Annotated in this window: 12 protein-coding genes; 3 read left to right on the forward strand and 9 right to left on the reverse strand. The window is 69.8% G+C overall.

The window, feature by feature from the left end:
- A partial coding sequence (locus AQJ66_RS24765; RefSeq protein WP_107119038.1) for an IS5 family transposase occupies positions 1–461 on the forward strand: 461 nt, incomplete at its 5' end.
- 504 nt (positions 462–965) lie between these two features.
- Here the strand turns inward: AQJ66_RS24765 and AQJ66_RS40285 are convergent.
- The 7 genes from AQJ66_RS40285 to AQJ66_RS24795 form a co-directional block, all read right to left on the reverse strand.
- Positions 966–1,358, reverse strand: coding sequence for a helix-turn-helix domain-containing protein (locus tag AQJ66_RS40285; RefSeq protein WP_341849426.1), 393 nt, complete (start codon positions 1,356–1,358; stop codon positions 966–968).
- 192 nt (positions 1,359–1,550) lie between these two features.
- Positions 1,551–2,009, reverse strand: a complete 459-nt coding sequence (locus AQJ66_RS24770; protein ID WP_061926409.1) for a carboxymuconolactone decarboxylase family protein — start codon at positions 2,007–2,009, stop codon at positions 1,551–1,553.
- A 127-nt stretch (positions 2,010–2,136) separates the two neighbouring features.
- On the reverse strand, positions 2,137–2,592 hold the full coding sequence (locus AQJ66_RS24775; RefSeq protein ID WP_061926411.1) for a cupin domain-containing protein: 456 nt from the start codon (positions 2,590–2,592) through the stop codon (positions 2,137–2,139).
- Positions 2,593–2,616: 24 nt separating this feature from the next.
- Positions 2,617–3,537, reverse strand: coding sequence for an NADP-dependent oxidoreductase (locus AQJ66_RS24780; protein ID WP_061926413.1), 921 nt, complete (start codon positions 3,535–3,537; stop codon positions 2,617–2,619).
- Between the two features lie 142 nt (positions 3,538–3,679).
- Positions 3,680–4,606 carry an RNA polymerase sigma factor SigJ gene (gene sigJ / locus AQJ66_RS24785; RefSeq protein WP_061926415.1) on the reverse strand — a complete coding sequence of 309 codons (927 nt, stop codon included), beginning with the start codon at positions 4,604–4,606 and terminating at the stop codon, positions 3,680–3,682.
- A gap of 224 nt (positions 4,607–4,830) precedes the next feature.
- Entirely contained in the window at positions 4,831–6,069 is a 1,239-nt protein-coding gene (locus AQJ66_RS24790) for an MFS transporter (protein ID WP_279617339.1), read from the reverse strand.
- 25 nt (positions 6,070–6,094) lie between these two features.
- On the reverse strand, positions 6,095–6,733 hold the full coding sequence (locus AQJ66_RS24795; RefSeq protein ID WP_061926419.1) for an HD domain-containing protein: 639 nt from the start codon (positions 6,731–6,733) through the stop codon (positions 6,095–6,097).
- Between the two features lie 164 nt (positions 6,734–6,897).
- Between AQJ66_RS24795 and AQJ66_RS24800 the strand changes: the two genes are divergently transcribed.
- Positions 6,898–7,848, forward strand: coding sequence for a GlxA family transcriptional regulator (locus AQJ66_RS24800; protein WP_208611454.1), 951 nt, complete (start codon positions 6,898–6,900; stop codon positions 7,846–7,848).
- Between the two features lie 927 nt (positions 7,849–8,775).
- Here AQJ66_RS24800 and AQJ66_RS24805 read toward each other — a convergent pair.
- Positions 8,776–8,958 carry a hypothetical protein gene (locus AQJ66_RS24805; protein ID WP_061926421.1) on the reverse strand — a complete coding sequence of 61 codons (183 nt, stop codon included), beginning with the start codon at positions 8,956–8,958 and terminating at the stop codon, positions 8,776–8,778.
- 341 nt (positions 8,959–9,299) lie between these two features.
- On the opposite strand from AQJ66_RS24805, the gene AQJ66_RS24810 reads away from it, so the two are divergent.
- Positions 9,300–13,133, forward strand: coding sequence for an nSTAND1 domain-containing NTPase (locus AQJ66_RS24810; RefSeq protein WP_159052627.1), 3,834 nt, complete (start codon positions 9,300–9,302; stop codon positions 13,131–13,133).
- Positions 13,134–13,237: 104 nt separating this feature from the next.
- Here the strand turns inward: AQJ66_RS24810 and AQJ66_RS24815 are convergent, their stop codons facing one another.
- Positions 13,238–13,723, reverse strand: coding sequence for a DUF427 domain-containing protein (locus AQJ66_RS24815; RefSeq protein ID WP_061926425.1), 486 nt, complete (start codon positions 13,721–13,723; stop codon positions 13,238–13,240).
- Between the last annotated feature and the right edge of the window lie 184 nt (positions 13,724–13,907).

The raw sequence follows: 13,907 nt of genomic DNA on the forward strand, positions 1-13,907 counted from the left end.
GGGGACCACTGACCGGACCGAATCCGACCGACCGCGGCAAGCCAGGATCGAAAATCCACCTCATCACCGACCGAAACGGCGTGCCGCTGTCGCTGGGCGTCTCCGGCGCCAACACGCACGACAGCCTCGGCCTGGAACCGCTCGTGCGCGGGATCCCGCCCATCCGCTCCCGACGCGGCCCGCGCCGCCGACGTCCGGCCAAGCTCCACGCAGACAAGGGCTACGACTACGACCACCTGCGGAAATGGCTTCGCGAGCGTCGCATCCGCCACCGCATCGCCCGCAAGGGCATCGAATCCTCCACGCGGCTCGGCCGACACCGCTGGGCCGTTGAGAGAACCGTCTCCTGGCTGGCCGGATGCCGAAGGCTGCACCGGCGTTACGAGCGAATGGCTGAGCACTTCCTGGCCTTCGTCGGCATCGCCGCAGCCTTCATCTGCTACCGCCGACTCACCAACTGAAACGACGTCTAAGGGGGTCGTCGGCAGGGCTCGCAGCGATTCGGTGGTCCACTCGACCGCCCAGGACAACCGGGGCACCGCCGCGGCGAGAGCACGTTCCGGTGCCGGCGGGCGGCACGCTCGGCCAGAGCGGCCAGCGCCTCGGGGAAGCGGATGTGACCCGCAGCGGGTGGTCGTCGCCCTGGACGGTCAGCCGCCGCATCGCGGGCGATCCCGGCACAGACGCCATAGGTCAGGCAGCACAGTGAGTGCTCAGTCGGTCCCACACGACGATCAGGATCTTCAGCAGATGGTGGGCGTCGTCCAGCAGGCGGGATGTAGTCGCTCTCGACGAGAGCGCGGCGCCCGCCCTTGCAACCCGCGTGCCGGCGCAGCCGGTAGCACAGGCTGGCGGGCAGGCCCGGTTGGAAGCGAGCAACCCGGCCGCCGACAGGCGGGCGGGCACCTTCACGGTCGCGGCGATGCCGCGCCTGGCCCGGGTGCTGCCCGCGAGCGGACGGCCGGTCATAACCGTTTCGCCCTGCAGCGGATGACGGCGCCGGTCGCCCGACCGGGAGGTTTACCTCCCGGCCAGGTCACCTCCTGCCATGCGGTGATTGCGTCCTCATCGCGTTCAACTGCGGGCCGGGCGGGCATCTGCACGCTGTAGCCCGTGCGGTACAGCAGCCGCGTGACGACGGGGACGCTGTACGAGAAGTGGCATATCCGGCCGATCAGCGGCGTACCAGGAGCAGGCCGAAAACGTCCATGCCGCCCCTGCACCTTTGCCGGCCCGGCCACGTGCACGTCAGACCGCTGCTGTTCCAACAGGTTCTGGCCGAGACAGAGTGGCGAAGAAGCTGGCGGACGAGGACCGCGCGGTCTGACCGCCGTGTCCAACGTCAACCCGTAGGGCACCTTCCGCCCGGACAAGCGGAGGCGCGGCCAGCCTCTCTGGCTGTTCCCCGTTCATGTAGGTACGCCGTCGGATGCCTCCGCGCTTGTGTGAGCCGGGGCGGCTCACACAAGCCGCCCCGGCTGATTCCACCAGCAATTGCACGACGGTGGAGGCTTCGGCAGCCTCCATCACCGCCGGTAGCGCCGTCGAGGTCAGATGCCCACGGGGTACCGGCTGGTGATCGCGACGCGGTTGAAGGCGTTCATCACGGTTGCCAGCCAGGCGACTGCTGAGATCTGGTCTGCGGTGAGTATGGCCGCGGCGGCCTTGAAGTCCTCGTCACTGACGTGTCCGTCGGGCACGCGTGTGATCGCCTCGGTGAGGCGGAGGGCGGCGCGGTCGGTGTCGGAGAAGTAGCCGGTCTCTGCCCATGCGGGCAGCACCGCGATCCGGTCGGGGTTCTCGCCCTTCTTGAGGGCGTCGTGCGTGTGCATGCGCAGGCAGAACGCGCAGCCGTTGATCTGGGAGGTGCGGATCCTCAGCAGCTCGACCAGAAGCGGGTCGAGGCCCGCTGCGGCGGCGGCCTTCTCCACCTCCGCCGACAGGGCGATGAGGGTCTTGTAGGCGGCCGGGTGCTGCTCGCCGATGTTGACGCGCTGGGGGTCGGTCATGGTTCCTTTGCTTCCTTCGTGTGGTCCGCGCCGCGCTTGTCGGGCACGTCTTGGTGGTGGATGGGGCGTGCTCCGGCGGGGGCGGAGCTGGTGAAGAGCGTTGCCGCCCCGCTGCATGCCCCGGGGGTTACGACTTCGGGTCGTCGACCTTGAGCTTGGCCCCGGTGTCGGCGACGAAGACGACCAGCAGCTTTGCCGGCTTGGTCCGGCTGGCGTTCTCGGTGAGGACATGGTGGGCGCCCGGCTGCTCGATCCAGTTCTCGCCCTGGTGGTAGGTGGTCACGGACTTGTCGTCGAGCTTGCTGCGCACGGTGCCTTCGAGGACGTAGGCGTAGACGAACGCCTGGCCGTGCCGGTGCGGGAGCGCGCTTGCGCCGGGCGGGAAGGCGACGATCGCTGAGGTGAACGTCTTGCCCTTCACATTCGGAAGCGCCTGCTGGAGCAGCGGTGTGAAGGTTTCGGCGGGGCGCGTCGATGCCGCGACCGGCGTCTGCGCCTTGGCGTGGGCGGGCTGGTCGGAGGCCGAGCAGGCCGTGGCCCCAGTCAGCGTGGCCGCAGCCAGCAGGCCGGCGGCGATTCGCATTCCGATCACAATGGGTCTCCCGATTCAGTCTTCCGTGACGCGGATGATCGTCTTGCCGGGGGTGCGCTTGCCGGGGGCGAACGCGGTGGGTGCCTCGGCGAGCGGCCGCACAGTACCGACGAACGGCTGGAGCCGGCCGTCCCTGAGCCGCGTGGCGAGATCGGCGAGCCGGGCGCGGTCGGGTTCGACGACGAAGAAGACCGCCCGCCCGTCCTTGGGCCGGACCTTGGGCGGCATGACGATGCTGACCAGCGTGCCACCGGCTCGGACCAGGGTGGCCGAGCGGTCGAGGATGTCACCGCCGATCACGTCGAACACCACGTCGGCCTCGCCGGCGTGCTCCAGCGTCTCGGTCTGCAGGTCGATGAAGGTGTCTACACCGAGGGCGAGTGCCCTGTCCCGGTCGCAGGCCCGGCCGGTGCCGATGACGCGGGCGCCGGCCTCGCGGGCGAGCTGCACGGCAATCGAGCCGACGCCGCCCGCAGCACCATGGATGAGAACGGTCTGGCCCGTGGTGAGGCGGCCGTGGTCGAACAGGCCCTGCCAAGCGGTCAGCCCGGAGATGGGCAGCGCGGCGGCCGCGGTGTGGTCGATGTCCGCCGGCAGCGGGGCGAGGTTGCGAGCCTCCACCGCGACGTACTCGGCGAGGGTGCCGTTGCGCGTCCAGTCGGCCAGGCCGAACACCCTCTGTCCGACGCTCAGGCCGGTGGTGCCGTACCCCAGCTCCACGACGACACCGGACAGCTCGTGCCCGGGCACACTCGGCGTCCGGTCGCGGCCGGCGCGATCGGTCCACGTGGCGGGCCAGTCCAGCTCGCCACGGGTGAAGCCGGCGGCGTGCACGCGCACGATGACGTCGTTCTCAGCCGCATGGGGGTAGGGCATGTCCATCAGGGACATACCGGCAAGACCGGCGTCACGGTCTCGCACAGTGATGGCTTGCATACTGATCCTTACTGGGAGAGGCGATGGCGAGCGCACAGCGCACTCACGCGCAGGGCTCATAGCGGCTGCAGGTGGATGTATGCCGTTCTGCATGATCGATCTCACCTGCGTGTATTCCTTCGTCGCCCGTTATGCGTTCTCATCAGGGAGACGAGGTAGGCCGTCCGGGTGTGACAGCTGAGACGCGCACGAGTTTGTCGGGGTTTATGACCCTGCGGTACGCGGTGATCAGACCATCTGTGATCTGCACCGTGTCGACGGAGTAGACCCGGCCTTCCCGGTGGAACACGAGGGCCAGCTCGCCGCCGACCTCCGCGAAGTCGATGCGGTCCGGGCGCCACTGACGCCCCGTACGCACCATGACCTCGGCGACGCGCCCGCCGCCGTGAATGAGCTTGCGTGCCGCCAAGACCTTGCCGCCGCCGTCGGTGACGTAGACCGCGTCCGGGTGCAGGAGCCTGATCAGGCCGGCCAGGTCCCCGGCCTCGTAGGCGGCGCGGAAGACATTGAGGACCCGTTCCCGCTCTGCCTTTGACGCCTGAGGCGTGGACTGCTTCGCCTTGGCCACCCTCCGTCGTGCTCGCGAGGCGAGCTGCCGGGCCCCCGGCACGGAGACATCCAGTACTTCGGCGATCCGGCCGAACTCAAGACCGAAGACATCGTGCAGGACGAAGGCCACCCGCTCCGGCGGACTCAGCTCTTCCATGATCAGGAGCATGGCCGAGCTGACGGACTCGTCGACGAGTACCGGCTGCGACGCGTCCGGGCCCGTCAGCAGCGGCTCCGGCAGCCACGGCCCGACATAAGTCTCCCGGCGGAAGCGGGCGCTCTTGAGGATGTCGTACGACCGTCGCGCGGCCACCGTCACCAGCCAGGCCCGCAGGTCACCGATGTCCTGCAGATCTGCTCCGGCCGCCCGCAGCCAGACGTCCTGGGTCACATCCTCGGCATCGGCCACACTCCCCAGCAGCCGGTAGGCCACACCGAAAACCGCGGGCCGGTGCCTTTCCCATTCGGCTCCGAGCGGGTCATCCTGCTCAGACCGTCCGGGCCCGTACCCGTCACCCATACGGATCGCAACCTCCTCCAGCCTGCGGAGCCAGCGTAGTTAGCCGAGCTCAGGAAGTCCGCTCTGACACGGCGGCCGTGAGTCGTGATCAAGCTGCTCTGGGGCTGGTGTCGCGTACGGCGGTGTTTCATGGTGGGGCCACTCTCCCCGCGAGGGGCAACCCCTCCCGGAACCGACTCGATGCGGCACGCTCAGCAGCGGGTCCGTTCGCTGTGAAGCTCGCATTACCGGGCCGTCCGCATCGGGTCTCCCATCGGCCGGTGAGCACGCGATCGTCCGGCGTGGAGGGCCGCACCCAAGGCCAGTGCCCCGACGAAGCCGACGTACAGGTAGCCCGTGGTCCTCAGTCCCCACGAGGGCGCCGCGACCCCGGCCGCGAGGGACGGAAGACTCAACGCCGCATAGCTGATCACGTAGACGGCCGAGAAGACCTCCGAGCGCGACTTCGCGGTGGTGACCGCGCTGATGACGCGGAGACTCCCGTTGAACGTCAGGCCGACGCCCAGCCCTGCGACGACTGATCCGCCCACGTATACGGCCGGCGACGCAACAGCGATGGCCACCGCCAGTCCGAACGCACCCAGAGTCAGGAGAACCGCCCCTAGCAAGGTGGCGAACCGTGCCGTATGCCGAACGGAGCAGAAGCCGCCCACGCTGTTGGCCAGAAACAGCGCAGCGATGCTGAGCCCGCCCGCAGCGCCGAACCGCACCTGCAGAACGTTGCTCACCAGGGAGGGAGTGAGTGAAAGGAACAGACCCGTGACGGCCCACCCCGCGACGAGGGCGGGAACCGCGGCGAGGAACGCCGGCCGGACCTCCCGAGGAACCCGGACTCTCGGACGCAACGACGCCAGCCGAAACGCTTGCGAGGCGGGTATCTCAGGGATCCTGAGGATGACCGCGGCCAGAACGACGAAGGTCAGCGTAAGGACCGGAAAGACATACGCATCGGGGCGCGAGGTCGACTGAACCAGCAACCCCACGACTCCGGCACCGGTGGCCATGCCGATGCTCGTGCCCACCGCTGTCATCGTCGGCCCCAGCTGCGGACGTCGCTCGGGTGAGAGGTCGACCAGTCCGGCGGCGAGAGCACTCGTGGCCGTCCCCGTGGCGATGCCCTGCACCACGCGGGCGATCAGGAGGGAGACGATACCCTCGGCCGTCCAGAAGATCGCCGTGCTGACCGCCGCCACCAGAAGGGCGGCGGCCAGCACGGGGCGGCGCCCCAGGTGGTCGCTCAGCGATCCGACCATCAGCAGGGCGCCGAGCAGACCGACGACGTACACGGCGAAGACCACCGTCAGCATCGTGACCGACAGGCCCCAGCGCTCCCGGTACAGCGGGTAGATCGGTGACGGTGCGCTCGCCGTGGCCATCATCACCACATTGGCACAGACCAGCACGGCGAAGGCCGCACCTCGCCCGAGACAACGCCCGTCGCGAGAGCGACTCACACGTTTCATCACGTTGCCTTTTATGGCGTCCTGATCAGCTCGGCCAGGGAGCGCCCAGCATGCGCTCGACCGTCGTGATGCGGCTGAAACCGGGAATGAAGTGCTCCAGCACGTCGGAATTGACGGTCCCGTTCGTGGTCTCGGGGCGGTGCTTGAGTCCGTCGACATAGGCCTGCAGAAACTCGTTCTTGAAGTCGCCCCGCGGATGGGCGGCGATGATCTCGTCCACCTGGCTGCGGTCCAGCTCGTCCAGAGCGAAGCCGAGCACGTCGGTCAGAACCCCGAAGTACGTGATGGCGATCTCCGGGCCCATCCGGCCGGGGATTCCCGGGGTCGTGTGCAGCGCGATCGCCGTCCACACCACGTCGGCGGCCGTGGCCGGGAAACCACGGTCGAGCATGAACTTGCGTGCGTGGTCGGCTCCATCGACCTCGAAGCGCTGCTCTGCGTCGGAAAACGGCGTCAAGAGGCCCGTGTCGTGGAACATGGCGGACAGGTAGAGAAGCTCCGGGTCGGGATCCAGGCCAAGCCTGCGAGCATGAATGGCGCCGAAGGCGAAAACGCGCCGGGAGTGGTGGTAGATGAGGGGGCTGGTCATCTCCTGCATGAGGCGGGTGGCCTCGGCGACCGCCGCCGTCTCAGGAATCTCCACCCCCGCGATGATCTCGCTCATGACATCTGCTCCTTCGGATATCGGTGTGTTACGAATGGACGGTGCGTCCGTCTTCCACACTGCCAACCACCCGGCGTCCAGCGCTCCCTCGGTCCGGCCATGAGTCACCCGAATCCGGACAGGCAGGCGGCGGCACTGGGGGCCCCGCCACGCATCAGGTCGCGATCCTCGTCTACGACGGGGTCAAACTTCTGGACGTCGTCGGCCCCGCGGAGGTATTCGGGGAAGCGAACCGGCTCGGTGCCGACTACACGATCGTGCTGGTGTCACCGACCGGTGCCGATGTCACCTCGTCCATCGGGATCCGGATCGCGGTCGACGCCGCCGCCACAGAGCCTGCTCCCGACACGTTCCTGGTGGCCGGCGCAGACCTCTACCCCCGCACACCTGTGCCCCATGATTTGATCGAGGCCACGCGAACACTGGCGGCCCGGGCCGGCCGTGTCGCTTCCATCTGCACCGGAGCCTTCATCCTCGGCGCCGCCGGCCTCCTGGACGGCAAGCGCGCGACCACGCACTGGAAGGTCGCGCACAAGCTCGCCGCCCGCTGCCGGGCCAGCCGCGTCGAACCCGACGCGATCTACGTCCGTGACGGCACCACCTACACCTCGGCAGGCGTGACCGCCGGCATCGACCTGGCACTGGCACTCATCGAGGAGGATCACGGTCCTGATCTGACCCGCGACGTCGCCCGCGCCTTGGTGGTCTATCTGCAGCGTTCGGGTGGCCAATCGCAGTTCTCCGCCCCACTGCAGGGACCGCCGCCCCGATCTCCGGCCCTCCGCAGAGTCACCGACGTGATCACGGCGAATCCCGGGGGAAACCACTCACTCGGCGAACTCGCCAAGCACCTCAATGTGAGCCCTCGGCATCTCACGCGGCTCTTTCGCGAGGAGCTGTCCACCACACCGGCCCGGTACGTGGAAAAGATCCGGTTCGACATGGCGAAAGCCCTACTCGATCAGGGGCATACCGCAACGCAGACGGCATCCCTTGCCGGATTCCCAAATTATGAGAGTATGCGGAGAATTTTCGTGAGGGAATTGTCGCTCAGCCCCGCCGCCTATCAGCGCCGCTTCAGAACAGCGCGCCGGGACGACGAGGGGCAGCAGTAAGACGAAGCTGTCACTCTGCGTGCATACCACGACGGGTTCGTCCACCGCCTCGCGACGAAAGGGGGCTCCCGTCCCGGCTCGGGGGGTAACACGGAACGGGAGTCCTACGTCCAGACCTGTCCGAGGGCTTGCCGCCAGAAGTCTTCGGCTCGGACGCGGGCGACGCGGGCGCCATGCTGGACACGCTGCACGGCCGATCGGCGTGGCCGGTGTTCACCGTGCCTCTGGCCGGCGGGTTCACGATCGTCGAGCACTGCAACCTCGGTGAGGAGTTCACCACCACGGAATACTTCCTGACGCACCCCGACTGGAGTCAGGATCTCGTCCTGGCCAGCGACGATCAGGACCGTATCGGGCCTGGACTGTGTTGGCCCGCGGGCCGTTCAGTGGCCCGCCGACCGGTTCGGCGTGACGCCCGGCTGCGTCCAGTCGCGGCAGTCGATGCCTCCCACCGCTCGTCGGGCCGCCTGGCCTCACGGCCACCAGCCCGGCGGGCCGGCGCTCTTGGCGCCTCGATGCCGGGGCCGGGGCGTCGGGTGCGTACTTGTGGGGGTCCCCGAGGACGTCCCCGGGCAGCCATGAGCACCTTACGGCCACCAGCCCGGCGGGCCGGCGCTCTTGGCGCCTCGATGCCGGGGCCGGGGCGTCGGGTGCGTACTTGCGGGGGTCCCCGAGGACGTCCCCGGGCAGCCATGAGCACCTTCTCCCGCACCGACGCGTCCGACCGAGCCCGGTCCCGGGCCAGGTGTGCGCGGTCCGCCGGCGCTCGAGTCGTGCAAGGTTCGGCCGCGGGACCACCACGGCAGCCCGGTCGCTAGGGCGGCACCGCGCGGCCTGCGCTTCACGGGAGGCCTGGCGGGCAGGCGTGAGCACCGACGCGGGGGCGTCGTGCTGGGGCTGTGCGCGGTCGCCGTACGCCCGCGCGCTTCAGTGCTCCCGCATCCACCAGGTGACTGCGGCGATCAACGCCGAGCCCGTCGCGGCGGCCATTCCGCGCACCAGCCCGAACACGGCCACCCGGCTCAGGCGCCGGACAGTGTCGGTCCGGCGGGCGCGGGCCCTGCCGAGCCCGGCTTCGTTCTCGGTCGGGTCGATCGTCTCGTCGTTCATCGTGATCCCTTCGCCGGTGCTGTTGTTCGGAGTTGGGGCAAGTTCGTCGGTTCGGGCATGCGCGGTGCCGGTTCAGGCCGAACGGGCATCTCTTGTCCGAGGAAAGGCTTAGGCTCCACGTGCTACGGGGTGAGGGGGCAGGGCGTGGGGGTGGGGACGTCGGCCGGTCGGTATGTGCCGAGCGGCGGGGTGGGAGCGGCCTCGGCCAGACTGCCCGACAGCGGGGGCCGAAGTCCCGGACGGCGGAGGCAACCGGAGTTCCCGGGTGAACACCCAGGTCAAGGGGTGTATCAGGGCTGCGGATGCGGAGTGCGCCGGAACTGCGGTCACCGGGAGCCTCGATGACTTCGGCCGCCACGGGGCACCAGGCAGCGCAGGAGCAGCGGCTCCGGCTTGGGCGGCGACTCCGTGAGCTGCGCGGCGAAGCGGGTCTGACGCAGGAGTCGTTGTCCCTGCGGATCGGGTACGCCTCGCAGACGCTCTCCGACCTCGAACTCGGCCGGGGTAAGAGACTTCCCGCCCGCGCGTTGTTCGACAGGTACGTCAAGGCCTGTCTGAGTGAGCTGAGGAGCGACCGGAAGACGAAGCAGGATTGGTGGGAGGGCCTGCTGGGCGACTACCTGCTCCTGCGCAACTTGCTGGCCCGACCGGGTGGTCAGGTCGGTGTCATTCCGGTGGAAGCGCCGGACGACAAGTGCCCGTACCCGGGGCTGAGGGCATTCACCGAGGACACGGCGAGGTGGTTCTTCGGCCGTACGACGCAGATCGACGAGCTGGTCCGGCTGGTGAGAACGCGCCTCGACGGGGGAGCGCCCATTCTCGTCACGGGCGCCTCGGGAGCGGGCAAGTCCTCGCTGATGAGCGCCGGGCTGTCGCCCGCGCTACGTCGAGGGCAGTGGGCGCAGGACGCTCCGGGTGCCCCGACGGTCGTGCGCATCACGCCCGGACCCCACCCCCTGTCGGCGCTGGAGCAGTCGTCGGCGCCAGTGGAAGAAGACGGTTGCGGACCAGCGGTGCTGCTCGTCGACCAGTTCGAGGAGGTCTTCACGCAGTGCGCCGATCAGGAGGAACGCCATGCCTTCGCGGCCCGGCTCGTCACTTTGGCCGCCGGGGGCGAGGGGACGCGACAGCCGACCCCGGTGGTGCTGGCGGTGCGTGCGGACTTCCTGCACCGCTGCATAGCCGTACCCGGACTGTCCGAGGCGATGAGCAAGGGCGGCCTCGTGCTCGGGCCGATGACCGAACCGGAACTTCGGCAGGCCATCGTCGGACCGGCGCGCACCGCGGGTCTGGAACTCGAACCGGGCCTGGTCGAGACGCTCCTGCGTGACCTCGGCGTCCAGGGTGGCCGTCATGACGCGGGCGCACTGCCCCTGCTGGCGCACACCTTGCAGGCCACCTGGGCGCAGAGCGACGGACGCCGTATGACACTGGCGGGCTATCAGGCGTCCGGGGGGATTCGGGACGCGGTGGCCAACACCGCCCAGGGCGTGTACGACGCCCTCGGCCCCGAGGAGCGGCAAGCCGCACGCCGGCTGCTGCTCAGACTGGTCACCGTGGACGAGGGCGGTGAGGCCGTACGGCGCAGGGTGGGTGAGGACGAACTCGCTCACGAGGGCGGTCCCGCGCGAGTGGCGCTCCGTCGCCTGGTGGACCAACGGCTTGTCACCGCCGACGACGGCGTCGTCCAGATCACCCACGAAGCGCTCGTGCGCGCCTGGGACCTGTTGCGCGCATGGCTGGTCGAGGATCGCGACTGGCTGCGCCTGCGCCGCGACCTCACGGCCGCCGCAGATACATGGCAGACGCTCGGGCGCGATCCGGGCAGCCTGTACCGGGGACACCGGCTGGCCAGGGCCATGGACATGGCGCAGGCGCGGCGGGGCGACCTCAGCCCGCTGGAGGGCGAATTCCTGGACCGGAGTGCGGCTGCGGCGCAGTCCGAGATGGAAGCGGCGGCGGCCGAAGCCGAGGCGACGCGCCGGAGCAACCGTCGGCTGAGGCGTCTTTCGGCGGCTCTCGTCCTGATGGTCGTCGTGTCCCTGGGCGCCACGCTGCTCGCGGGCCGGCAGTGGCAGACCGCGGAGACGGAACGCAAGGCGGCCGACGACAAGAGCCGCATCGCCATCGCCGACGGCCTCGCCGCTCAGTCGCGCGCGTTGCTCGGCACCCGGCCCGCGCTGGCTGGTCTTCTCGCCCTGGCCGGATTGCGCTACGAGACGAACGGAGCCACCACCGCCAGCGCCCTGGCCGCGCTGGCGGCCCCCACTTATCCGGTACGGCCGTTGGCCGGCAACGCAGGAGCGCTGACGGCGGTGGCGTTCAGTCCTTCCGGACGGACGCTGGCTACCGGCGGGACGGACACGAAGGTCCGGCTCTGGCGTGCCGACGGCGGCGGCACACCTGTCGTCCTGACGGGGCACACCGACGCGGTCGCGGCCGTGGCGTTCAGTCCCGACGGCCGGACCCTCGCCTCGGGCTCCGCCGACGGTACCGTCCGTATGTGGGACGTACGCACCGGCACGACGTCCCTCCGGCTCTCCACTCGGGCGGGCGCGGTCACCGCAGTGGCGTTCAGCCCCGACGGCACGAAACTGGCCACCGGTTTCGAGGACGGCACCGCCCGGCTGTGGAACCGGCGGACGGGCCGCGCGCTCGCCACCCTCACCGGCCACACCGGGAGGGTGAGCGGGGTGGCGTTCAGCCCCGACGGCCGCACACTGCTGACCGGCGGCTGGGACGACACCGCCCGGCTGTGGAACCTGCACACCCACCGTTCGGCCGGCGTCCTGCGCGGTCACAGGGGCGAGGTCTACGCGGTGGCGTTCGGCCCCGACGGCACGACAGCCGCCACGGGTTCCGCCGACGGGACGGCGCGCCTGTGGGACGTACGCGCCCGGCGGGCTACGACAACTCTGCGCGGGCACACCCGCGTCGTGGCCTCGGTGGCGATCAGCCCCGACGGCCGCACACTGCTGACCGGCGGCTGGGACGACACCGCCCGGCTGTGGAACCTGCACACCCACCGTTCGACGGGCGTCCTGGACGGGCATCTGGGCCACATCAACGCGGTGGCCTTCCGGCCGGACGGAAGGGCCGCGGCCACGGTCTCCTCGGACGGCACCGTACGGCTGTGGGGCACCACCGCTCACAGCGCTACCGAAGTGCTGACCGGCCATCGCGACTACGTCGACACCGTGGCCTTCGGATCCGACGGCCGCACCCTCGCCACGGGCAGCCGGGACGGCACCGCCCGCCTCTGGGATCCCAGCACCGGGCGGACAACCGCCGTCCTCGACAACCGGGCGGTACCCGTGCTGGCCGTGGCCCTCGACTCCGGTACCCACCTGCTCGCCGCAGGTGACCAGGAGGGGCGAACCCGTCTGTGGGACACCCGGACGCACCGGGCCCTCGTCACGCTGCGCGGACACGCCGGCGCGGTGGACGGGGTGGCGTTCAGCCCGGACGGCAGCAGGCTGGCCACCGCATCCATCGACGGCACGGCCCGCCTCTGGGACATGCGGACTCACCGCTGCGCCGGCACGCTACGGGGGCACAGCGGCTGGGTGGACGCGGTCGCGTTCAGCCCCGACGGCAGAACACTGGCGACCGCCTCCACCGACGGCACCGCACGCCTGTGGGACACGCGCACCCTCCGCGGCACCGCACGGTTCGACAGCTCGGGCCTGCTGAACGCGGCGGCGTTCAGTCCCGACGGGAAGATGCTGGCGCTCGGCTCCAGCGACGGCACCGCACGCCTGTGGGACATCAAAGCCAGGACCGTTGTCCACACCGTCACCGGCCACACCAAGGAAGTGACCGCCGTCGCCTTCAGCCCCGACGGAAGGACCATCGCGACGGCCAGCCGGGACCGTACGACAGTCCTCTTCGACCTCCGCGCAGGCCGCACCCTCGCGACGCTGGACGACGCGGCAGGCTGGGTCACGGCGGTGGCGTTCAGCCCGGACGGCAAGACCCTGGCCACCGGTTCCTGGGACCGCTCCGCCCGGATCACCCCCGTACCCCGGCAGTGGCCGCGCGCCTTGTGCCGACGGGCAGGCCGCAACCTGACCCACGAGGAGTGGACCGCCTATGCCGGACACACCCCGTACCGCCGCCTGTGCCCCGAGTCCTCGACGGCCTACACCCCCCGCCCCGGTACCGACGAGCAATGAGGCCGGGGCGCCGACCGGCGTACCCGCCACGACCGAGCGAGGCACGCAAGAACCCGGTGCACCTTCAGTGCTCGATGCTCGGGCTGTGTGGTTTGCTGATGCGCTCACCACCCATGCGTTCCGGGCGCGCCCTTGAAGGGCCCTTGCACCTCTTCGGTGATCCAGCCGCCGTAGAAGTCCCCCTCCTGGGCCTGGACCTCTTCGCCCCCGACCAGGCAGCGGTCGACACGGCTCGCATAGAAGGCGAAGTAGTCCCTGATGGCCGCATACGCGGGTTCTGGACTCGCATAGCTCCAGGCGGCTCGGCTTCGCACTGCGTCACCGACGATCACATCCCAGTACCGAGCGGCGCCCTTCCACTCGCACCAGGTGCGGCCCTCGGTGAGGAACAGCAGATCCGTCCGGACGTCCTGCGGCGGAATGTAGAACGTCGGAGGGTGACTGGTCTCGAGTACCCGGATCGCATGCCTTGTCTCGGCCACCGTGTGGCCACCGCACTCGACACGGACAGGGCGGTCGTCCAGCAGCACAGCAGGCGGCCGCGGGTAGTCCCACACGGACTCGGCTGCGCGATCAGCAGAAGCGGCCATACCGTCTCCTCGTGGTGCGTACAACTCGCTGTTCGACTTGTTCGTCTCCTCTTCCGTACATCACGGCCTTCCGGATGAACGCACCTCGAAGTGGCCGGATCGGTGGATCGCAGCTCATCGTTCGAATTGGTGCCTAAGCTCGGTAGAGGGGTTCCGGGCGCTCGCGCGGGGGGGGGGGGGGGGG

The organism is Streptomyces bungoensis, assembly GCF_001514215.1.
GTDB classification, from domain to species: Bacteria; Actinomycetota; Actinomycetes; order Streptomycetales; family Streptomycetaceae; genus Streptomyces; species Streptomyces bungoensis.

Excerpts from the sequence above, each read along its gene's own strand:
- AQJ66_RS24810 (WP_159052627.1), top strand. The coding sequence starts at position 9,300 with ATGACTTCGGCCGCCACGGGGCACCAGGCAGCGCAGGAGCAGCGGCTC.
- AQJ66_RS24815 (WP_061926425.1), bottom strand. The coding sequence starts at position 13,723 with ATGGCCGCTTCTGCTGATCGCGCAGCCGAGTCCGTGTGGGACTACCCG.
- AQJ66_RS24775 (WP_061926411.1), bottom strand. The coding sequence starts at position 2,592 with ATGCGAATCGCCGCCGGCCTGCTGGCTGCGGCCACGCTGACTGGGGCC.
- AQJ66_RS24780 (WP_061926413.1), bottom strand. The coding sequence starts at position 3,537 with ATGCAAGCCATCACTGTGCGAGACCGTGACGCCGGTCTTGCCGGTATG.
- AQJ66_RS24770 (WP_061926409.1), bottom strand. The coding sequence starts at position 2,009 with ATGACCGACCCCCAGCGCGTCAACATCGGCGAGCAGCACCCGGCCGCC.
- AQJ66_RS24805 (WP_061926421.1), bottom strand. The coding sequence starts at position 8,958 with ATGAACGACGAGACGATCGACCCGACCGAGAACGAAGCCGGGCTCGGC.
- AQJ66_RS24790 (WP_279617339.1), bottom strand. The coding sequence starts at position 6,069 with ATGAAACGTGTGAGTCGCTCTCGCGACGGGCGTTGTCTCGGGCGAGGT.
- AQJ66_RS24795 (WP_061926419.1), bottom strand. The coding sequence starts at position 6,733 with ATGAGCGAGATCATCGCGGGGGTGGAGATTCCTGAGACGGCGGCGGTC.
- sigJ (WP_061926415.1), bottom strand. The coding sequence starts at position 4,606 with ATGGGTGACGGGTACGGGCCCGGACGGTCTGAGCAGGATGACCCGCTC.